The 19,647-nt window shown below is 63.1% G+C and carries 21 protein-coding genes; 17 read left to right on the top strand and 4 right to left on the bottom strand.

Features of this window, described 5'->3' with window-relative positions; genetic code table 11:
• The first annotated feature begins 4 nt into the window (after positions 1-4).
• The 3 genes from SM766_RS08210 to SM766_RS08200 all read left to right on the top strand — a co-directional run bounded on the left by SM766_RS08210 (position 5) and on the right by SM766_RS08200 (position 3,850).
• Positions 5-1,132, top strand: coding sequence for a DNA alkylation repair protein (locus SM766_RS08210; protein ID WP_368947478.1), 1,128 nt, complete (start codon positions 5-7; stop codon positions 1,130-1,132).
• A gap of 171 nt (positions 1,133-1,303) precedes the next feature.
• Positions 1,304-2,677 (top strand): sodium:proline symporter, encoded by a 1,374-nt coding sequence (locus SM766_RS08205; RefSeq protein ID WP_368947477.1) that lies wholly within the window; start codon positions 1,304-1,306, stop codon positions 2,675-2,677.
• Between the two features lie 63 nt (positions 2,678-2,740).
• Positions 2,741-3,850 (top strand): ABC transporter ATP-binding protein, encoded by a 1,110-nt coding sequence (locus tag SM766_RS08200; protein ID WP_065273144.1) that lies wholly within the window; start codon positions 2,741-2,743, stop codon positions 3,848-3,850.
• A 21-nt stretch (positions 3,851-3,871) separates the two neighbouring features.
• Here SM766_RS08200 and SM766_RS08195 read toward each other — a convergent pair whose 3' ends face one another.
• Positions 3,872-4,264, bottom strand: a complete 393-nt coding sequence (locus SM766_RS08195; protein WP_368947476.1) for a GFA family protein — start codon at positions 4,262-4,264, stop codon at positions 3,872-3,874.
• Between the two features lie 195 nt (positions 4,265-4,459).
• On the opposite strand from SM766_RS08195, the gene SM766_RS08190 reads away from it, so the two are divergent.
• A complete protein-coding gene (locus tag SM766_RS08190) occupies positions 4,460-5,071 on the top strand; it encodes a hypothetical protein (protein WP_368947475.1) in 612 nt (203 codons plus the stop codon).
• On the opposite strand, the gene SM766_RS08185 is transcribed toward SM766_RS08190, so the two are convergent.
• Together SM766_RS08185 and SM766_RS08180 are read right to left on the bottom strand one after the other, a co-directional pair.
• The gene (locus SM766_RS08185; RefSeq protein ID WP_368947474.1) at positions 5,072-5,758 is read right to left on the bottom strand and encodes a helix-turn-helix transcriptional regulator; all 687 of its coding nucleotides are present in this window, start codon (positions 5,756-5,758) and stop codon (positions 5,072-5,074) included.
• Between the two features lie 33 nt (positions 5,759-5,791).
• Entirely contained in the window at positions 5,792-6,112 is a 321-nt protein-coding gene (locus SM766_RS08180; RefSeq protein WP_065273148.1) for a hypothetical protein, read from the bottom strand.
• 221 nt (positions 6,113-6,333) lie between these two features.
• On the opposite strand from SM766_RS08180, the gene SM766_RS08175 reads away from it, so the two are divergent.
• From SM766_RS08175 to SM766_RS08115, 13 genes are all read left to right on the top strand, one after another.
• Entirely contained in the window at positions 6,334-6,549 is a 216-nt protein-coding gene (locus SM766_RS08175; RefSeq protein ID WP_274828764.1) for a twin-arginine translocase TatA/TatE family subunit, read from the top strand.
• 6 nt (positions 6,550-6,555) lie between these two features.
• Positions 6,556-7,029, top strand: coding sequence for a Sec-independent protein translocase protein TatB (tatB, locus tag SM766_RS08170; RefSeq protein ID WP_274831848.1), 474 nt, complete (start codon positions 6,556-6,558; stop codon positions 7,027-7,029).
• Positions 7,026-7,949 carry a twin-arginine translocase subunit TatC gene (tatC, locus tag SM766_RS08165; protein ID WP_274831849.1) on the top strand — a complete coding sequence of 308 codons (924 nt, stop codon included), beginning with the start codon at positions 7,026-7,028 and terminating at the stop codon, positions 7,947-7,949. The genes tatB and tatC overlap by 4 nt, the downstream gene beginning before the upstream one ends.
• 109 nt (positions 7,950-8,058) lie before the next feature.
• Positions 8,059-9,210, top strand: a complete 1,152-nt coding sequence (locus SM766_RS08160) for an MHYT domain-containing protein (RefSeq protein ID WP_368947473.1) — start codon at positions 8,059-8,061, stop codon at positions 9,208-9,210.
• Between the two features lie 393 nt (positions 9,211-9,603).
• Positions 9,604-10,458 (top strand): FAD binding domain-containing protein, encoded by an 855-nt coding sequence (locus SM766_RS08155; RefSeq protein WP_368947472.1) that lies wholly within the window; start codon positions 9,604-9,606, stop codon positions 10,456-10,458.
• Positions 10,459-10,469: 11 nt separating this feature from the next.
• The gene (locus SM766_RS08150; RefSeq protein ID WP_368947471.1) at positions 10,470-10,961 is read left to right on the top strand and encodes a (2Fe-2S)-binding protein; all 492 of its coding nucleotides are present in this window, start codon (positions 10,470-10,472) and stop codon (positions 10,959-10,961) included.
• Positions 10,958-13,372, top strand: coding sequence for an aerobic carbon-monoxide dehydrogenase large subunit (locus tag SM766_RS08145; RefSeq protein WP_368947470.1), 2,415 nt, complete (start codon positions 10,958-10,960; stop codon positions 13,370-13,372). The genes SM766_RS08150 and SM766_RS08145 overlap by 4 nt, the downstream gene beginning before the upstream one ends.
• A gap of 43 nt (positions 13,373-13,415) precedes the next feature.
• Positions 13,416-14,282, top strand: coding sequence for an AAA family ATPase (locus SM766_RS08140; protein ID WP_368947469.1), 867 nt, complete (start codon positions 13,416-13,418; stop codon positions 14,280-14,282).
• Positions 14,279-15,466 (top strand): vWA domain-containing protein, encoded by a 1,188-nt coding sequence (locus SM766_RS08135; RefSeq protein WP_368947468.1) that lies wholly within the window; start codon positions 14,279-14,281, stop codon positions 15,464-15,466. The genes SM766_RS08140 and SM766_RS08135 overlap by 4 nt, the downstream gene beginning before the upstream one ends.
• Before the next feature lie 8 nt (positions 15,467-15,474).
• The gene (locus SM766_RS08130; RefSeq protein ID WP_368947467.1) at positions 15,475-16,329 is read left to right on the top strand and encodes an XdhC family protein; all 855 of its coding nucleotides are present in this window, start codon (positions 15,475-15,477) and stop codon (positions 16,327-16,329) included.
• Positions 16,330-16,433: 104 nt separating this feature from the next.
• Positions 16,434-16,886 (top strand): SRPBCC family protein, encoded by a 453-nt coding sequence (locus SM766_RS08125; RefSeq protein WP_065273159.1) that lies wholly within the window; start codon positions 16,434-16,436, stop codon positions 16,884-16,886.
• A gap of 204 nt (positions 16,887-17,090) precedes the next feature.
• Positions 17,091-17,933: an ATP-binding protein gene (locus tag SM766_RS08120; protein ID WP_274831858.1), complete on the top strand. Its 843-nt coding sequence runs from the start codon at positions 17,091-17,093 to the stop codon at positions 17,931-17,933.
• 3 nt (positions 17,934-17,936) lie between these two features.
• Positions 17,937-18,341 carry a GFA family protein gene (locus SM766_RS08115; protein WP_368947466.1) on the top strand — a complete coding sequence of 135 codons (405 nt, stop codon included), beginning with the start codon at positions 17,937-17,939 and terminating at the stop codon, positions 18,339-18,341.
• A 31-nt stretch (positions 18,342-18,372) separates the two neighbouring features.
• On the opposite strand, the gene SM766_RS08110 is transcribed toward SM766_RS08115, so the two are convergent.
• Entirely contained in the window at positions 18,373-19,578 is a 1,206-nt protein-coding gene (locus tag SM766_RS08110; protein WP_368947465.1) for a peptidoglycan DD-metalloendopeptidase family protein, read from the bottom strand.
• Positions 19,579-19,647 lie beyond the last annotated feature (69 nt).

Genomic DNA, 19,647 nt, shown 5'->3' with positions numbered 1-19,647 from the left:
CGCGATGGCCAGTGGTTTTTCCTTGAAGGACCAGTTGTTTAATCCGGAAAAGACCCGCTATCTGGCGGGTCTTTTTGCGGCCTGTGACCCGGGTTTCGACGCGCCGGGGTTCGAGGCGCAGGTGAACGCCCGCCTGCCGGAGCTGGAGTTGAAACAGAGGATCGACTGGATCGCCGAGGTTCTGGGGCAGCATTACGCTGCGCCCTTGCCCGAGGTCGCGCCACTGCTGCGCGCGGCCCTGCCGCCGCCGCTGGACCCGGGCAAAAGCGACGATGATTTCGGCGATTTCATCTTTGCCCCCTTGGGCGAATTTGTCGTGTCCAAGGGTCTGGAAGCGCACCCGGATCTATCACTGGATCTGCTGGAGGCGCTGACGCAGCGGTTTTCCATGGAATTCGCCATTCGACCCTTCCTGAACCGCTGGCCCGATCTTACGCTGGAGCGGATGCAGGAGTGGGCCGGGCATGACCATTACCACGTGCGGCGGCTGGTCAGCGAGGGCACGCGCCCGCGTCTGCCCTGGGGTCTTGGGATCGGGCTTGATCTGCGGGCGCCGCTGCCGCTGCTGGGCCAGCTGCACCGGGATGGCACGCGCTTTGTCACCCGCTCGGTCGCCAACCACCTGAACGACATCGCCAAGAAAGAGCCGGGTCTGGTGGTCGAGACCCTGCGCCGCTGGGGCGAGGCCGGACAACAGACGGGCAAGGAAATGGACTGGATCACCCGCCATGCCTGCCGTGGACTGGTGAAGGCGGGGCACCCGGGCGCACTGGGCCTTCTGGGATATGATCCGGAGGCGCCGGTGGAGGCCAGGATCACGCTGCAAAGCGCAACGGTGCCCATCGGCGATGCGCTGTCCTTCTCTGTCGATCTGACGGGGCCAGCGGAGCAGCCGGTGCTGGTCGATTACCGGCTGCATTTTCAGCGCCCCGGTGGCAAAGCTTCGGCCAAGGTGTTCAAGCTGAAACAGGCAAAGCTCGTGCGTGGTGCTCTGAAGCTGAGCAAGGCACATAAACTGAAAGGGGATGCCACCACGTTCAAACTGGTGCCCGGGCCGCATCGGCTGGAGCTGCTGGTCAATGGCAATGTGCGGGCGGAGGCTGCGTTCGACCTGCTGCCACCGGGGGAGTAATCGGCAACAACCCGGGATGATTGAATATCCGGCGCAACGGCCGCCGAGGGTGCCTGTTTTGCGCGCAGGTCACCCAGTTTGTCCCTGACACCGCTTCACATTCCTGTGGGCAATATGGTGCGGTAAGGGCCTGCCTGCTACGCCGAGCCCATCAAAACGGGGATAACGATCATGCAGGCCATCGCCATAACCACCATCTTTGCCGTTATCATATTGCTCAGCCTCTACTATGCGCCGCGCAAGGCCACCGTGGGCGGGTTCTTCGGCGGTCAGTCTGACCGGGGAGAGGCGCCGACCCTGTGGACGCTGGTGCTGTCACAGGTGACCACATGGATCTTCGCGCGCTCGTTGATGAACGCCGCGATCCTGGGCTTTTACTACGGCATCGCGGGAACTCTGGCCTATGCGGCCTACTACGGATCCTTTCTGACCGGCGGCTATATCGTTGGCCGGATGCGCGCACAGGGTGCGACATCGGTGCAATCCTGGCTGGCGGAGCGTTTCGGCGCCACGGGCACCACCGCCTATAATCTGGTGATCGCACTGCGCCTGTTGTCCGAAGTCTTTGCCAACCTGCTGGTGGTCGGGCTGATCTTTGCCGCCGCCCTGCCGGATGTGGCAGGGGCCGAGACAACCGCCATCCTGGTGGTTGGTGTGCTGGCGCTGGCCTATTCCGCATGGGGCGGGCTGTCGGCGGCGCTGCGCACCGATGTGATCCAGATGTCGCTCTTCCTCGTGGTCTTTGGCGCCGCCTTTGTGGCGCTGATCCTGCGCCCGGGCTTTGAGATTTCTGCGGTGATGACCGCGCCGGGGGCGGCGGGCGCCCACAACGGCTGGGTGCTGCTGGTGGTGGCCGCGCTGCAGGTCTTCTCTTACCCGGTGCATGATCCGGTGATGATGGACCGCGGCTTTCTTGCCGATCCCGCCACCACCCGCAAAAGCTTTTTGCATGCCTTCTGGATTTCGGCGCTTTGCATCATCGCCTTTGGCTTTTTCGGCATTCAGGCTTCCCTTGAGGGCGCGGAATACGAAGGCCAGCTGTTGGGGACATGGGCGACTATGCTGCCGGGCTGGGTTTTCGTCATGCTGATCGTGTCGCTGCTGGTTTCGGCGCTCTCGACGCTGGATTCCGCGCTCAGCTCGGCCGCGCGGCTGGTGGTCGAAGAACTCCGCCTTGCGCCGCGCAGCCTGATGGGCGGCCGCATCGCCATGGTGGTCTTTGCCGCTGCTGGTGGCGCGCTGACGCTTTGGGGCAACAAGACGCTGTTTGATGCCGTGGCTGTATCCGGTACCGCCTCGATGTTCCTGACCCCGGTGCTGGTGGCGGGGCTTCTGGGCAAACGTCAGGTGGCGACTTGGGCCTATCTGGTCAGCTTTGGTGCGGCCATTGTCGGCGCTGCGGCCTATATGTTCCGCGATGCGCCGGGCATCTCGGGGCTGCTGTACGATGGGCACAAATACGAGCAGCTTTTGCAGATCTGCGTGATCGTGCTGGTGGTCGGCTTTGCCGCAGTGGCACGCGGCAGCCGCAGGGTTGAAGCCTGACAGGGGGGCTGCTACATCTGCGCCAAACCCGATGAAAAGCGTCGGAGACAGCCCCGAGGCCGCATGAACACTGCCCCTGCCGAACTGCTCAGCACCATGGCCCCGCCACGGCTGGAAATCCGCAATATCAAGCGGTTCTTCGACGGGCGCCCGGTGGTCGACGATGTGTCCCTGCAAATTCAGGCGGGGCAGGTGACCTGCCTGCTGGGCCCGTCAGGTTGCGGTAAATCCACCACTCTGCGCATGATCGCCGGGGTGGAGATGCAGGACGAGGGCGAAATCTATGTCGATGGCAAGCTGATCTGCGACACGGTGTTCCGTGTCCCGCCCGAGCGGCGCGAGATCGGCCTGATGTTTCAGGACTTTGCCCTGTTCCCGCACCTGAGCGTCGCGGATAACGTCGCCTTTGGTCTGAAAGGGCCGAAAGATCAGAAACGCGCCCGGGTCGAGGAGCTGCTCGCCAAGGTGTCGCTGTCGAAATACATCGACGATTACCCGCACCAGCTGTCGGGCGGCGAACAACAGCGCGTCGCACTGGCCCGCGCCCTGGCGCCGCGTCCGCGTATCATGCTGATGGATGAGCCGTTTTCGGGCCTTGATAACCGTCTGCGCGATGGCATCCGCGACGAGACGCTGACGCTTTTGCGCGAAGAAGACACGGCAGTCCTGCTGGTGACGCACGAGCCGGAAGAAGCCATGCGCATGGCCGATGAGATCGCCCTGATGCGGGGCGGGCGGATCGTACAGCAGGGCGCGCCCTATAACGTCTATACCCGCCCGGTCGACAAGGCGGCGGTGGCTTTTTTCAGCGACGTCAATGTGCTCAACGCGCAGGTGAACGGCGCGCTGGCGCAGACGCCATTCGGCCAGTTCCTGGCTCCGGGCGTGCCCGATGGTACCGATGTGGAGATCGTCTTTCGCCCGCAGCACGTGCGCATTGATTTCGACCGCGCGGGCAAAGGTCCCTTGCCGACCCCCAGCGACGGCGTTCCGGCGCGCGGTGTGGTCGAACGGGCGCGCTTTCTTGGCCATGAAAGCCTGGTCGAGTTCCGCATGGATTTTGACGGATCGCTCCTGAAGGTGACGGTGCCCAACGTGTTCCTGCCCGAAGTGGGCCGCGTTCTCTGGCTCACCGTCCCGCGCAACCGGTGTTTCGTCTTCCCAAAGGGGTAGGGAACTGCTCCGTCTTTGGCGTTATGTCGGTGCACCGTCGTATTGCGGGGCATCGTCGCAAATCTCGTACCAATCGGCCTTGTCAGCGACGAACTCGTGAAACTGATTGCGGACGCCGATATCGCCATCCAGCGCGCTTGCCGCGATTGCGATACGCTCGTCCTCGGCCAGGATTTCCCCTAGCGAGGTGCCGCAGCTCTTGCAGAAACAGCGGATGAATTTGAAGGGCAGCTCAGGCGTGTAGGTGGTGACCTGATCCTTGCCCTTGATCCATTGCACGTCTCCGGGCCGCACAAGCACGATGGCGCTGGTGCCGACCTTGCGGCAGCGGGAGCAATGGCAGGTGCCCATCATCGGCGGCTGCACGGTCAGTTGAAATTGTACCGCGCCGCAACAGCAGCTTCCCTGGACCATGTGATGTGCCTTCCCGCGTGATGAACTGGGCAAACGCTAGGGGAACAGCTGCAAGGCTGCAATATATGGGCGGGTGGGGCTGAGGTGACTTTCCCGTGAAGCGCGCGCACCGGCGGGCCGAGCCGCCCCACGGGGTGACGTCTTGAACCGATGTTTCTGCCGTTGTCTTATACTCGGGCACGGGAGGCACAGAACATGCCGGAAGAGCTAGAGACCGAACCAGAGATCCCGCCTTGGGCCGCCAGAAATTTGCGTGGGGTGCGCCTGATTGCCCATCTCACTTGGCTGGGAGGCCTTGGGGCGATCTATGCAACAGGGGGGCTGGTCTGGATCACGTTGCAGAACGCCGGGTTGTCCATGGTGTCCTGGTCGCGGGGCGTGTCCCTGTTCATACCCGTCGCGTTGTTTCACGCCGTGCCGCTGATCGTGCTCGCCCTTGTGGAGATTTCGGCCTGCAAGGCGGCAATCCGCGGGCGTAAAAGCAAGTGGCGAGAGTATGTCCTCGCGGTTCTGGTGCCCGCTGTTTCGGTTGCCGAGCCAAAGGATGCGGGCAGGCTATGGGCTGCGCTTTCGGGCGCTGGCCTGCTGTCGGTCGTCTGGGTCTGCTATTCGCTGTCCACCCTTGCCTCCTATCAGGGGCCGGGCGGCTTTGCCGAGGCGGTGATCATGACTCTTGCCCTGTTTCCGCTGACCCTTGGCGCGCTGATGTTGCATGTTGCACTGGCTGCGGCCATCGGCGGGGCGCTGGGCAGCGGCATCTATGTGCTTGTCCGCCGCCGCGGCAGAAACCAGGACAAAGGTGAGTAATCAGCTCTCCTCCTTGTCGCGGTAGGGATCGTAATCCGACAGCCGCTTGCCCGGCTCATCGACGAACAACTCGGGCAGGGCGGTGGCCTCTTCGATCAGATCGACGCGGAAGACACGGAAATCCTCGCGCGCTTCGCACCAGGCGGTGAGGGTCCAGACACGGCCCCAGTATTCCATGTGCAGCGGGCGGATTTTGCGCCGGGTCATTTCACCATCGATGCGGCGATAGGTGATCTGCAGCTTCTGGCGCGCCTTGATCGCTGCCCGCAGGGTGGGCATCTGGGCAAAGCCCCGCGCCGCATCGGCAAAGGGGTAGACGGCGAATTTCCAAGCATCCGCCTCGGCGATGGTCTCGGCAGGCAGCACCGCGTCCACCTTGGCCGCCAAGGACTGCGCGGCGGATTTGAGGCCCGGATCGGCGGCTTCGGCGACGATGGCCATGCCAAGGTTCAGCGCCTCCAACTCTTCCGGGGTTAGTGTGAGGGGCGGCAGGGTGATTGCTTCGCGCACCATATAGCCGACGCCGCGCTCCCCTTCGACCGGCACGCCTGAGGCCACAAGCGTGTCCATGTCGCGGTATATGGTGCGGGTGGAAACCTCCAGCCGTGCGGCGATGTCCTGCGCGCGGTGCAACTTCCCGTCGCGCAGGATCTGGATGATTTCAAAAAGGCGGTCGGTACGGCGCATGATCCTAGCCTTGGCCCGCGCCGCACCGTTAGGTCAAGCCGCCATCTGCCACAGGATGTCTTCGTGGCGCATGTCGATGCTGCCGGGCTCAATCGCCTCCATCAGCGCCGCGGCAAAGGGCTGCTTGGGAAAGGCCTCTGCCGCCGCCATGGCCGCCGCGTGATCGCGCCAGACCACGTGATCGCTCCAGCGGCCGTCGGCGCCGCAGCTGAGACGGCGGAACATGAACCCCGGCTGCGCCCGCACGAAGGCTTCGCTTTGCCGGCTGATCTCGACAAAGGCCGCCGGGGTGATTCCGTTCGCCAGGGTGAAGGTAACGATTTCGGCAACCGGAGTGGTCTGGGTGTCTGTCATATCGGTGTCTCCTTATTGATGTGACAGGCTGGACCTAGCAGGGGGCAACTGACATAAACCTGTCAGTTGTGTTTGGGCGGATGTGGATTTCAGTAATTTTTACCCTGCCTGAGCCCCCCGACAGCCTGCCAGATCTATGCGGCAGCGCGGCGCGTCCGTAAAAATGGGGATGACAGACAAAACCGGTGCGGATGGGCACCGGATAAGAAGGAGACACTCACATGCTTAACAATATCGGCCTTCCGGGCATTCTGCTGATCGCCGTCGTGGTTCTGGTCCTGTTTGGCCGCGGCAAGATTTCCTCGCTGATGGGCGAAGTGGGCAAGGGCATCACCGCCTTCAAGAAAGGCGTGAAAGACAGCACCGAGGAACTGGAGCAGGACGCCGCTGCCGACGCCAAGGACATCACCCCCGAGACCGAAAAAGACAAGGCGTAATCCGCCATGTTCGATCTTGGGTGGACCGAACTCATGGTGGTCGGGATCGTTGCGCTGATCGTGGTCGGTCCCAAGGATCTGCCCGTGCTGTTCCGCAACGTCGGCCGCTTCGTGGGCAAGGCCAAGGGCATGGCCCGTGAATTCAGCCGCGCGATGAATGACGCCGCCGATGAGGCGGGCGTCAAGGATATGGCGCAGGGGCTGAAGGCAGCGACCAATCCAGTTGGCACGGCCATGGACGGTGTCAAAGAGGCGGCGCAGGATATGGCCAAATCGATTGACCCGACCAAATTCGATCCGGACAGCGAAACCGGAAAGCTGGCCGCCGAACGCGCCGCCGATGCCAAGAAGATCCAGGAGGCCACCGCCCGCGCCGCATCTGACCGCCAGGCTCGTGAGGCCGAAGAGGCCGCAGCGGCAGCGGAAGCGGCCAAGGCAGGTGCCGGGGAGCCGGATCAAGACAAAGAGACCAAATCATGAGTCAAACGGATGATATCGAGGACTCCACGGCGCCGCTGATCGAGCATCTGGCAGAGCTGCGCACCCGCCTGATCCGGGCGGTGGGGGCCTTTATCGTCGGGATCGTGCTGGCCTTTACCGTGGCCGAACCGATCCTGCAGTTCCTGCTGGGGCCGATCGAGGCCACCCTGCGCGAGCTGGGCGACCCGTCGCCGACGCTGCAATATACCAGCCCGCAGGAATACCTGTTCACGCTGTTCCGGATCTCGATGGTCTTCGGCTTTGCCTTGTCCTTTCCGGTGATCGGCTTTCAATTGTGGCGGTTCGTGGCACCCGGCCTTTACAAGACCGAGAAGAACGCCTTCTTGCCGTTCCTGATCGCGGCGCCGGTGATGTTCCTTCTGGGCGCATCATTTGCGCATTTCGTCGTCACCCCGCTGGCGATGGCCTTTTTCCTTGGCTTTGCGGATGTGTCGTCGATCTTTGCCAACTTGCTCTCAGGTGCGGTTGACGAGCTGCCGACGGATGCTGCGGTGGTGCCGGAAACGGCTGACGGAGTGCGCATCACCTTCTTTGGTAAGGTGAACGAGTCGCTGGACATCACGCTGAAGTTCATCATGGCCTTTGGCCTGTGTTTCCAGCTGCCGGTTCTGCTGACGCTGATGGGCAAGGCCGGTCTGGTCAGCGCCGAAGGTCTGGGATCGGTGCGCAAATACGCAGTCGTGGCCATTCTGGTGCTGGCTGCGCTGGTGACGCCGCCGGATGTGATCACCCAGCTGATCCTGTTCACGGTTGTCTATGGGCTTTACGAGATTTCGATCTTCCTGGTCAGCCGGGTCGAGAAGAAACGCGAAGAAAAGCTGCGCGAAGAAGGCTATTACGATGACGAGGATGAAGAGGATCCTCTGATGGCCGAGTTCGACGAAGACGACGACAAGTGATCAACTGACAGAACATCAAGGCGCGCCCTCCGGGGCGCGTCTTTTTCTATGCGCGGGTGAAATTTTGCGGATATGCTGACGCAGTGCTGCATGGGGAAGGGAGGCCCTTTTGCTCGACTACAGTCATAACAGCCTGTTTGTTCTGGCATCTTTAGCCATTGCCCTGATCGCGGGGTTTTCCGGCCTGTCGCTGACGCAGGGCGCCTCGCAGATGTCGGCGCCGGTGCGCAAGATCGTGGTCTCGGCGGCGTCGGTGATCCTGGGCAGCGGCATCTGGTCGATGCATTTCGTGGCCATGCTGGGGCTGGAGCTGCCGGTGGCCTATTACTTTGATCCGCTGGTGACGCTGATTTCGGCGCTGACGGCGATCCTGTTCATGGGGCTGGCGCTGCTGATCGTGCATTTCGGCACCCGGACACGAGGCAAGATCATGCTGGCCGGGGTCATCATGGGCAGCGGCATTGCGGCGATGCATTACATCGGAATGTCGGGGATGGAGCTGTGCGTGCCAAGCTATACTCCGGCACAGATCGCCATGGCTTTTGTCTCCTCCATCGCGCTCAGTATTGCGTCGTTTCAGGTCTCCTATGGCCACCGCAGCGCCCGTAATATCGTGCTGGGCACCTTTGGCTTTGGCATCGCCGTTTTTGCCGTGCATTTCATCGCCATGGCGGGCACAGGTTTCACCCAATCTGCGGAATACACCACCTTTGTGCCGCCAATGAGCCGGGGCGTGCTGGCTTTTGGGGTCACTCTGTCGGCCTTTGTGCTGTCGGGCAGTTTCCTGCTCAGTGGCGCCACCTTTGCCACCCGGCTGAGCGGGGAGGGAACTGCGCAGACCGGGCAGGCTGACGTGCAGCCGCCTGTGGCTGAAGAAATCGATCCGGCGGCGACCGGGCCAGAAGCGGAGGTCGCCGAGATCCCGCAGGAGGCGCGTATACCTTACGAATCCGATGCGCGCACCCATTTCATCAGCCCGGACAGCGTGTCGGCCATCCGCGCCGAAGGTCACTACACCGTGCTCTACAGCGGCGAGGCGAAGCTATTCTGTCCCTGGTCAATCTCAGAGGCCGAAACCCGCACCGCCACCGGCAGTTTCATCCGCACCCACCGCAGCTATCTGGTGAATCTGGCGCATGTCACCAGTTTCGAGCGCAAGAAGGACAACGGCGTGTGTTACTTCGATGAAACCCCTGCGCTGCCCAAGGTGCCTGTCAGCCGCTCCCGCCTGAGCGAGGTGCGGGCAAAGCTGGGCATGTAGCGGAGGGCAGGGCAGGGCGCCTGCGGTTCTGCCTGCATCCTCCAGCCCCCCTCCAACCCCCGGACGGGTCTGGCGGCTTTTCATTGGCTGACTTTTGGGCCCGGAACCATTGGGCGTCACAGCGCAGCCCAACACCTCCCTATCTGACACTCCCGAATGGGCCGTGACGGGACTCTGCTTATTGCGCCGGACATCTGCGATTTGCCGCCGCGACTCGTGCTGCATGTTCTGGTTGTGCCTGGCGGCGAAATCCCATGTCTGACGGGGCTTTCGCAACTCGTGCAGCCCATTCGCATTTCGTGAACGCAACCTCGGCGGTCGTTCCCGCAGCCTCGCCCCAGGGCGGCAGCGGCGCCTTTACTATCCGCAATCCGGAATTCAGGGAGGAAACGGATGATACCCTCAGAGTTTGAATACCACCGGCCGGGCAGTATCGACGCGGCCCTGGCGGTATTGCAGGAACACGGCGACGATGCCCGTGTCCTGGCGGGCGGGCACAGCCTGATCCCGATGATGAAACTGCGCATGGCCGATGTACCGCATCTGATCGACCTGCAATCCATCGCCGAGCTGAAAGGCATCGCGGTGGATGGCGGCACCGTCACAATTGGCGCGATGACCACCCAGCATGAGCTGATCACCAATGATGACCTGGTTAGAGCAGCCCCGATCATGCGGGAGGCGGCCCTGCTGATCGCCGATCCCCAGGTGCGCTATGTGGGTACCATCGGCGGCAATGTGGCCAATGGCGATCCGGGCAACGACATGCCGGGGCTGATGCAGTGCCTGGATGCCACATTCACCCTGCAAGGACCGGATGGCACCCGCGAGGTACAGGCGCGTGACTTTTACGAGGCCGCCTATATGACCGACCGCGAGGATGACGAGATCCTGACCGAGATTTCCTTTGCCGTGCCAAAGGGCGGGCAGGCCTACGAAAAGCAAAAGCGCAAGATTGGCGATTACGCGACGGCCGCTGCGGCCGTGATCCTGGAAAAGGCGGACGGCAAGGTCGCCTCCGCTTCGATTGCAATGACCAACCTCAGCGACACGCCGGTTTTTTCGGCGGATGCGGCGGCGGCCCTGGTGGGCACCGATTGCGGCGCCGATGCCATGGCAGATGCAGTCACGGCCATGCTGGGCGACATCGACCCGACCGAGGACAACCGCGGACCGGTTGAGTTCAAGAAACACGTGGCTGGCGTCATCCTGCGCCGCGCGATTGAGCGCGCATGGTCGCGGGCCTGAGGGAGGACACCATGGGAAAACAAATCATCACCCTGACGGTGAACGGCGAAAAGCACGAGGTCGCCGCCGAGCCGCGCGAGCTCTTGGTGCACACCCTGCGCGAGAGGCTGAACCTCACTGGCCCGCATGTGGGCTGCGAGACCTCGCATTGCGGCGCCTGCACCGTCGATATCGACGGTAAGTCGGTGAAATCCTGCACCATGTTCGCCGCCCAGGCAGATGGCGCCGAGATCACCACCATCGAAGGCATCGCTGCGCCCGATGGCATGCACATCCTGCAGGAAATGTTCCGCGAACATCACGGGCTTCAGTGCGGCTTCTGCACCCCCGGCATGATCACGCGGGCCTATCGCCTGCTTCAGGAGAACCCCAACCCGACCGAGGAAGAGGTCCGTTTCGGCATCGCAGGCAACCTTTGCCGCTGCACCGGCTATCAGAACATCGTCAAGGCGATCCTCGCCGCTGCGGCCGAACTCAACGCATCCAAGGAGGCCGCACAATGAAGGATCTGGAGGACCGTCAAGAACGGATCGACAATCTCAAGGGCATGGGCTGCTCGCGCAAGCGGGTCGAGGATGCCCGGTTCACCCAGGGCAAGGGCAACTACGTCGATGACGTCAATCTGCCGGGCATGCTGCACGGGGATTTCGTGCGCTCGCCCTATGCCCATGCGCGGGTGAAATCGATCAATATCGATGCCGCCATGGCGCTGGATGGCGTGGTTGCGGTGCTGACCGCCAAGGATCTTGAACCGCTGGCCCTGCACTGGATGCCCACCCTTGCGGGCGACAAGCAGATGGTGCTGGCCGATGGCAAGGTGCTGTTCCAAGGGCAGGAGGTTGCCTTTGTCGTGGCCAAGGACCGCTATATCGCCGCCGACGCGGTGGAACTGGTCGAGGTGGAATACGAGGAACTTCCGGTTCTGGTGGATCCCTTCGAGGCGCTGCAATCCGATGTCGTCCTGCGCGAAGACATCAAGGACGAAAAAGAGGGCGCCCATGGCCCCCGCCGCCATCACAACCACATCTTCCTCTGGGAAGAGGGCGACAAGGAGGCCACCGAGCAGGTGATCGACGAGGCCGAAGTGGTCGCCGAAGAGATGGTCTATTACCACCGCACCCACCCGTGCCCGCTGGAGCCCTGCGGCTCGGTTGCCAGCATGGACAAGATCAACGGCAAACTGACCCTCTGGGGCACCTTCCAGGCGCCGCATGTGGTGCGCACCGTGGCCTCGATCCTGTCGGGTATCGAGGAACACAACATCCGCGTGATCTCGCCCGATATTGGCGGCGGCTTCGGCAACAAGGTCGGCGTCTATCCGGGCTATGTCTGCTCTATCGTTGCGACCATCGTCACCGGCCAGCCAGTGAAGTGGATCGAGGACCGGATGGAAAACCTGATGGCGACTGCCTTTGCCCGCGATTACTGGATGAAGGGCAAGATCAGCGCCACCAAGGAGGGCAAGATCACCGGGCTGCAGTGCCATGTTACGGCGGACCACGGCGCGTTCGATGCCTGCGCCGACCCGACCAAATTCCCGGCTGGTTTCTTCCACATCTGCACCGGATCTTATGACATTCCGGTCGCCTATGTGGGCGTTGACGGTGTCTACACCAACAAGGCACCGGGCGGCGTGGCCTATCGCTGCTCTTTCCGGGTGACAGAGGCCGCTTATTTCATCGAACGCATGATCGAAGTGCTTGCGATGGAATTGAACATGGACGCAGCCGAACTGCGCCGGATCAACTTCATCAAGGCCGATCAGTTCCCCTATCAGTCTGCGCTGGGCTGGGAATATGACTCCGGCGATTATCACACTGCCTGGGACAAGGCGCTGGCCGCTGTTGGTTATGATGATCTGCGCAAGGAACAGGCGCAGCGAGTGGAGGACTTCAAGGCCGGTAAGACGCGCAAGCTTCTGGGCATTGGTCTGACGCATTTCACCGAGATCGTTGGCGCGGGTCCGGTGAAGAACTGCGATATCCTTGGCATGGGGATGTTTGATAGCTGTGAGATCCGCATTCACCCAACGGGCTCGGCCATCGCGCGCCTTGGCACCATCAGCCAGGGGCAGGGGCACGCGACCACATTCGCGCAGATCCTTGCGTCGGAAATCGGTCTCTCGGCCGACAGCATCACCATCGAGGAAGGCGACACCGATACGGCACCCTATGGTCTGGGCACCTATGGTTCGCGCTCAACTCCGGTTGCCGGTGCGGCGACCGCCATGGCAGGGCGCAAGATCCGCGCCAAGGCGCAGATGATCGCGGCCTACCTCTTGGAGGTGCATGACAACGATCTGGAATGGGACGTGGACCGGTTCGTGGTCAAGGGTGCGCCCGAGCGCTTCAAGACCATGAAGGACATCGCCTATGCGGCCTACAATCAGGCCATCCCGGGCGTCGAGCCGGGGCTTGAGGCGGTGAGCTATTATGATCCGCCCAACATGACCTATCCCTTTGGCGCTTATATCTGCGTCATGGAGGTGGACGTTGACACCGGTGAGCATGAAATCCGCCAGTTCTACGCACTGGACGATTGCGGCACCCGGATCAACCCGATGGTCATCGAAGGCCAGGTCCACGGCGGCCTGACCGAGGCGCTCGCCATCGCCATGGGGCAGGAGATCGCCTATGACGATATGGGCAACTGCAAGACCGGCACCTTGATGGATTTCTTCATCCCGACCGCCGTTGAGACGCCGCATTACACCACCGATCACACCGAAACCCCCAGCCCGCATCACCCGATCGGAGCAAAGGGCGTGGGCGAAAGCCCGAACGTGGGCGGTGTTCCGGCCTTCTCCAACGCCGTGCATGACGCCTTCCGTGCCTTTGGTTTGCGCCAAAGCCACATGCCTCACGATCACTGGCGGATCTGGAAGATCGCGAGCGATCTGGGCCTGCACGGATAAAGGGAGAATGGGGGGCCGTTTCGGCGGCCCTCCTGTTGCAATCATGACCTATCTCGACCTTCAGAAAGACCTGGCAGAACAAGGCTATGTCGCCTCGGATGATCTGGCGATGGCGCTGCATCTTGCGGTGACACTGGGCCGTCCCCTGCTTCTTGAAGGGGCTGCCGGTGTCGGCAAGACCGAGGTCGCCCGCGCCCTGTCTGCGGCGCGCGACACGCGCCTGATCCGGCTGCAATGCTATGAAGGGCTGGACGCGGCTCAGGCGATCTATGAGTGGAATTACCAGCGCCAGCTGCTGGCGATCCAGGCCTCCGGCAAGACAGGAAAAGAGGCCGAGGCGCAGATTTTCTCTGAAGACTACCTTTTGGAACGCCCGCTGTTGCAGGCGATCCGTCAGGACACGCCCCCGGTGCTGCTGATTGACGAAATCGACCGCGCCGATGAAGAATTCGAGGCCTACCTTCTGGAGGTTCTCGCTGATTTCCAGATCACCGTGCCGGAACTTGGCACCCTCACGGCCAAAAGCCGCCCGCTGGTGATCCTGACGGCAAACGGCACCCGCGATCTGTCGGATGCGCTGCGCCGGCGTTGCCTTTACGCCCATGTGGACTACCCCGACCGCAAGACTGAACTCGCCATTCTGGACGCCCGCTGTCCGGGTCTTAGCGCCCAGCTGGCCGGGCAGATCGTCGGCTTTGTGCAGGACCTGCGCAAAGAAGATCTGGTGAAGAAACCCGGCGTGGCCGAGATGCTGGATTTTGCCGCTGCGCTCTCTGGCCTTGGTGTTGCAGACCTCACCGAAGACCCCGCCGCCCTGATGGCGGCCATGGCAACCTTGCTGAAGACCGAGGCCGACCGCGCCGCGGTTCCGGCAGAGGTCGCCCAGCGGCTGGCGGGGCACGCCGCATGAGCCGGGTGACCAAATTCGCGGGCCGCGATCCCGGCCCCGGTGCGCGGGTTGCGGGCTTCATGGCGCATCTGCGTGCCCATGGCTTTGCGCTGGGCGTGGCGGAAACCGGCACCGCGCTGGCGGCCCTTGGCGCGGTAGAGGCGAGCGATCCGTCAGAGGCGCGCGCCGCCCTGCGTGCCGTCTGCGCTGGCCGCGCCGAGGATGTGGAACGCTTTGATGCGCTCTTTGACAGTTTCTGGATGGATGCGGGCCGCGTGCGGCAGAAGACCGTGCCCAGCGACAAGGCAAACAAGAATGATGACATGCGCTCCTCCCGCAAGGACGCAGGCGAGACAGAGGCAGAGGGTGCAGGCAAGATCCACGCCCCCGGCGGCAGTGGCGGCGGCGAGGTGGAAAGCGACGGCACCGGGCGGCTTGTCGCGTCAGATGTGAAGAACCTGATGAAGAAGGATCTGCGCGATTTTGTGGATCCTGAAGACATCCGCAAGGCCGAAGCGGTTGCCCTGCGGCTGGGGCAGGCCCTGCGCGACAGACGCTCCCGCAGGCGCAAGGCGGCGCGGCGGGGCAGGGCGGTGGATTTTCGCCGCACCATCCGCAAGGCCGTGGCCACCGGTGGCGTGCCCCTGCGGCTGGCCCGGCGCACCCGTCCCGACCGCCCCGTGAAGATCGTTGCCCTGTGTGATGTGTCGGGATCGATGCTGGTCTATGCGCGCCCCTTTCTGGCCTTTCTGGCGGGGCTGATGCGGGCCGATGCAAATTCAGACGCCTATCTCTTTCACACCCGCCTTGTGCGCATTGCTGATGCCCTGCGTGAAGAGGACCCGATGCGCGCGCTCAACTGGGTGACGCTGATGGCCGAGGGCATCGGCGGCGGCAGCTGCATCGGCGGCGCGCTCCAGCACTTCGCGGCGACCTATGCGCGCCGCTTCGTCGATGGACGATCAGTGGTGATCATCCTGTCAGATGGCTACGACAGCGACCCGCCCGAGCACATCGCATCGGCTCTGGAGGCACTGAAGCGGCGCGGCTGCCGGATCGTCTGGCTGAACCCGCTGAAGGGCTGGAAGGGCTACGAGCCGATTGCGCGCGGCATGGCGGCAGCACTGCCGTATTTGGATCTGTTCGAGGCGGCCAACACGCTGGAGGCACTGGCCAGCCTCGATCAAAAACTGGGGGCGATATGAGTTTCATCATGGCAGGACATTCATCACTGGGACCACGCCTGGAACAGGATCTGGCCCGCGAAACCGAGGCACGGCGCAGCGCCGGCGAACCCTTTGCCATGGCGACCGTGGTGCGGACCGTGGCGGCGACCTCGGCCAAGCCGGGCGCCAAGGCGCTGATCGATGCGCAGGGTGAGATCGTCGTCGGTTTCTTAGGCGGGGGCTGCGTGCGCGGTGCCGTGGCCCGCGCCGCGCGAGAGGCGATCGAGACTGGCGCGCCGCAGCTTCTGTCGATTGGACCGGAAGAATTGCTCGCAGAGGCGGGCGTCAGCGCGGGCGAGGAACGCGACGGCATCAAATACGCCCGCAACGGCTGCCCCAGTAAGGGTGTGCTGGACATCTTCGTGGAACCCGTGCTGCCGCTTCCGGCGCTGGTGGTCTGCGGCTCCGGCCCGGTGGCGCAGGCGCTGGTGGAGCTATCGGCGCGGTTCGAATTCGACCGCACATTATGCCTGCCGGGGCCGCAGGATGTGGACCTGCCCATGCCCGACCGGGTGGTGGAGCATTTCGACGAACACCCGATCTGGGACAGCGCCCCCTTCGTGGTGGTCGCGACCCAGGGGCGCGGGGACGAGGCGGCGCTCCGCCGCGCGCTGATGCAAAAGGCGCGCTATATCGGCTTTGTTGGTAGCCGCCGCAAGTTCGCCACCCTGTCGCATCGTCTTCAGGACAAGGGTGTGTCGCCTGAGGCTCTTGCCAGCGTAAAGGCGCCCGCAGGCGTTGATATCCACGCCATCAACCCGGATGAGATCGCGCTGTCGATCCTTGCCGAACTAGTGCAACGCCGCCGGGCGCTTCAGCGCGGGGAGGCAGCAGATGCGTGATCTGATCCGCAGCCTATGGCGGCGTATTTTCCCCGAATTGAGTGATGCGCAGGCCAAGCTCCTGGCCTCCGTCAAATTCCCCTGTTGCTAGAAGGAAAACGAGCATGGAACTGAGCGACGAAATCTTCATCAACGCCCCGCGAGACGAGGTTTACGCGGCCCTCAACGACCCTGAGGTGCTGCAAAAGGCGATCCCCGGCTGCGAGGAGCTGATCAAACATTCCGACACCGAGCTGGAGGCCAAGGTGGTGCTGAAAATCGGACCGGTGAAGGCGAAGTTCTCAGGGCAAGTGACCCTCTCTCCCGATGCCCCGCCCGAGCGGTTCTCGCTGACAGGTCAGGGCAATGGCGGCGCGGCGGGCTTTGCCAAAGGCGGTGCCGAGGTGGTGCTGACCGAACAGGATGGCGGCACCTTGCTGACCTATACAGCCAAGGCCGATATCGGCGGCAAGCTGGCACAGCTCGGCAGTCGCCTGATTCAGAGCACGGCCAAGAAGCTGGCTGCCAAGTTCTTCAAGAGCTTTTCCGAGGAAATGGAAAAAGCCGAGGCGGCCTGAAACACCGGTTGTCCGGCAAGAGGCAGGGCGAGCAAGAGGTAGAGTGCCAGCAGGTAAGTAGCCCGACATGGGCACCAGAACCGAGAGAAGAGAGGGGGCGGCGCGCATGTGTCGCCCCCTTTGCTGCGCCGCTCCCCGGCAAAGCATCTTGTTGCTAGGGTCGGAACATGGTTTGTCATGCGCAACAAAATGACGGAGGACCCGATGAACGAGGATGCATTGACGCGCATTGCCGAGGCTTTGGAGCGGATGTCGCCCGCACCGCTGGCGGCCCCTGATTTCGATGCGGCTCCGGCCTTTGTCTGGCACGTGGCACCGGACCGTCTGGCGCCGGTCGAAACGGTGAACCGCGTCGATCTGGATCTTCTGGTGGGGATCAACCGTTCGCGCGATACGCTGCTGGAAAACACTCGCCGTTTCGCCGAAGGGTCCGCCGCCAACAACGCCTTGTTGTGGGGCGCGCGGGGCATGGGGAAATCAAGCCTTGTCAAAGCGATACACGGCAGCCTTGTTGCGGAACACCCGGATCTGAAACTGGTGGAACTGCAGCGCGAGGATCTGCCCTCGGTGGCGCGGCTGTTGAACCATCTGCGCGGCTCCTCGAAACGTTTTGTGCTGTTCTGCGATGATCTGTCGTTCAGCCATGATGACCAGCACTACAAAAGCCTGAAGGCTGTGCTGGATGGCGGTATCGAAGGGCGCCCGGAGAATGTGGTGTTCTACGCCACCTCGAACCGGCGTCACCTGATGCCGCGCGACATGATCGAAAACGAACGCTCCAGCGCCATCAACCCCTCCGAAGCGGTGGAGGAAAAGGTCTCGCTCAGCGACCGGTTCGGACTGTGGTTGGGCTTCCACCCGTGTGATCAGGATGAATACTTGGAGATGATCGAAGGCTACTGCACCGCCTACGGTGTTACCGCCGATCCCGAGGTGATCCGCGCCGAAGCCATCGAATGGCAGGCGACGCGCGGGGCGCGCTCGGGGCGGGTGGCCTGGCAGTATTTCACCGATCTGGCCGGGCGTCATGGCGTCACGCTGAGCTGAGCCGTGGCAGAGGCGCAGGCAGAGTTTTCCGCCGGGTGCCTGTGCGGCGCGGTACGTATCACCGCGCGGGGCAGGCCGCGCCGGGTGGGGATCTGCCATTGCCTTGATTGCCGCAAACACCACGGCGCGCTGTTCTATGCAGCCGCCGTGTTTCCTGAAGAAGCGGTGTCTGTCAACGGAGAGACCGGCGCCTATGAGGGGCGCCATTTCTGCCCGCGCTGCGGCTCATCTGTCTTTGCCCGCACGGATGATGAGATTGAGCTGCATCTCGGCGCGCTGGACGCGCCAGACCAACTGGTGCCGGAGTATGAGCTCTGGACCCGGCGCCGGGAAAGCTGGCTGCCTGAGTTTGCGCAGATGCAGCACTTCGCGGGTAACCGGGAGGGCGGTCAGTCCGACGAAGACTGACCGCGCAGGGGCTGACGCCGCGGGACAAGAGTCAGTTCAGATAGGGCAGCGGATCCAGGCTTTCATAGCCATTGCGGACCTCGAAATGCAGGAAGGCATCGTCGCCATCGCGCAGTTTGGCAATGGGCTGGCCACGGGTGACCTTGTCGCCCTTCTTCACCGAGATATCCGTGACATTCACATAAAGCGTCAGCAGCTTGTTGGAGTGACGCACCACGATGATCGGGATGTTCTTTGAATCCTTGGTGATCGCGGCGACGGTACCGGCATCTGCAGCCATGACCGCAGCGCCCGGCGCCCCGGCGATATCGATGCCTTCGTTGCGCCCTTTGGAATAGGTCGAGATGATCTTGCCCTGCAGGGGATAGGCCATGGCGGCGTCATTCTTGCGCGTCGGCTCCGGCACCTCGACCTTGGGCAGCGGGGCGACCTCTTCCGCAGCCGGGGCGATATCCTCATCCGGTAGCGGTTTGGTGGCGCTCGGCGGTGTTGGCGTGGCGCTGCCTGCGCCGGGCAGGGTGGTTTCTGCGGCAGGCTGTGTCGGCGCGCTCTGATCCTTCAGCGGGATCAGCAGATACTGACCTTCGCGGATGGAGAAATCACTGCCCAGACCGTTCCATTCGGCCAGCGCCTTGACCGGCACCTGATAGAGGCGCGAGATCGTATAGGCGGTTTCACCGCGCACCACCTTGTGACGCACCGGCTCGGGGCCGTCCTGCACCTCGGTCGGGGCCGGGCGGGGCGTCGGTTTCAGCTCGGTTGTGGTGACCGATCCGGGGTTGGGCGATGTTTCGGGGGCCTGGTCGATGGCCTGTCCAGCCAGCGAGGCGATGTCGACGCCGCCGGGCTGGGCGGTTCCTGCCGTTACCGGCGCATCGGGCGCGCGGCGCGGCAAAGCCAGAACCTCGCCTTTGCGCAGGGTATCTCCCGGCTGCATGCCGTTGAAGCGTGCCACTTCCCCTGCAGGCAGGCCGATCCGGGTTGCCACATCAGCCACCGTATCGCCGCGCTGGGCGACGGCCACTTGATAGGAGGGATAGGTGATCAACCCGCGCGCATCCGGAGCCGGGCGGTCGCTGGTGGCGCTTTTGGCTGCTGAAGTGGTGTTGAAGGCGCCGATCTGCCCCCTCAGGTCATAATCCAGCGGCCCATCACAGGCGGCAAGTAGGGCAGCGACTGGCAATATCGCCAGGGTCTTTGCCACGCGTCGGGACAGGATGGGGGCGTTCTGTGTCATCTCGCTCTCCTCGGAACACGTCATTTGGAGCTGGCGCCCGTGCCGGTTCGGATCAGGAAGCTCCGGGCA

It is taken from the genome of Pseudophaeobacter sp. A-200-2 (assembly GCF_041008815.1).
GTDB lineage: Bacteria > Pseudomonadota > Alphaproteobacteria > Rhodobacterales > Rhodobacteraceae > Phycobacter > Phycobacter gallaeciensis_A.
Note: the sequence above shows the minus strand (reverse complement) of the source record. Positions and strands in the feature narration are given on the sequence as shown.

Excerpts from the sequence above, each read along its gene's own strand:
- SM766_RS08210 (WP_368947478.1), top strand. The coding sequence starts at position 5 with ATGGCCAGTGGTTTTTCCTTGAAGGACCAGTTGTTTAATCCGGAAAAG.
- SM766_RS08205 (WP_368947477.1), top strand. The coding sequence starts at position 1,304 with ATGCAGGCCATCGCCATAACCACCATCTTTGCCGTTATCATATTGCTC.
- SM766_RS08200 (WP_065273144.1), top strand. The coding sequence starts at position 2,741 with ATGAACACTGCCCCTGCCGAACTGCTCAGCACCATGGCCCCGCCACGG.
- SM766_RS08195 (WP_368947476.1), bottom strand. The coding sequence starts at position 4,264 with ATGGTCCAGGGAAGCTGCTGTTGCGGCGCGGTACAATTTCAACTGACC.
- SM766_RS08190 (WP_368947475.1), top strand. The coding sequence starts at position 4,460 with ATGCCGGAAGAGCTAGAGACCGAACCAGAGATCCCGCCTTGGGCCGCC.
- SM766_RS08185 (WP_368947474.1), bottom strand. The coding sequence starts at position 5,758 with ATGCGCCGTACCGACCGCCTTTTTGAAATCATCCAGATCCTGCGCGAC.
- SM766_RS08180 (WP_065273148.1), bottom strand. The coding sequence starts at position 6,112 with ATGACAGACACCCAGACCACTCCGGTTGCCGAAATCGTTACCTTCACC.
- SM766_RS08175 (WP_274828764.1), top strand. The coding sequence starts at position 6,334 with ATGCTTAACAATATCGGCCTTCCGGGCATTCTGCTGATCGCCGTCGTG.
- tatB (WP_274831848.1), top strand. The coding sequence starts at position 6,556 with ATGTTCGATCTTGGGTGGACCGAACTCATGGTGGTCGGGATCGTTGCG.
- tatC (WP_274831849.1), top strand. The coding sequence starts at position 7,026 with ATGAGTCAAACGGATGATATCGAGGACTCCACGGCGCCGCTGATCGAG.
- SM766_RS08155 (WP_368947472.1), top strand. The coding sequence starts at position 9,604 with ATGATACCCTCAGAGTTTGAATACCACCGGCCGGGCAGTATCGACGCG.
- SM766_RS08150 (WP_368947471.1), top strand. The coding sequence starts at position 10,470 with ATGGGAAAACAAATCATCACCCTGACGGTGAACGGCGAAAAGCACGAG.
- SM766_RS08145 (WP_368947470.1), top strand. The coding sequence starts at position 10,958 with ATGAAGGATCTGGAGGACCGTCAAGAACGGATCGACAATCTCAAGGGC.
- SM766_RS08140 (WP_368947469.1), top strand. The coding sequence starts at position 13,416 with ATGACCTATCTCGACCTTCAGAAAGACCTGGCAGAACAAGGCTATGTC.
- SM766_RS08135 (WP_368947468.1), top strand. The coding sequence starts at position 14,279 with ATGAGCCGGGTGACCAAATTCGCGGGCCGCGATCCCGGCCCCGGTGCG.
- SM766_RS08130 (WP_368947467.1), top strand. The coding sequence starts at position 15,475 with ATGGCAGGACATTCATCACTGGGACCACGCCTGGAACAGGATCTGGCC.
- SM766_RS08125 (WP_065273159.1), top strand. The coding sequence starts at position 16,434 with ATGGAACTGAGCGACGAAATCTTCATCAACGCCCCGCGAGACGAGGTT.
- SM766_RS08120 (WP_274831858.1), top strand. The coding sequence starts at position 17,091 with ATGAACGAGGATGCATTGACGCGCATTGCCGAGGCTTTGGAGCGGATG.
- SM766_RS08110 (WP_368947465.1), bottom strand. The coding sequence starts at position 19,578 with ATGACACAGAACGCCCCCATCCTGTCCCGACGCGTGGCAAAGACCCTG.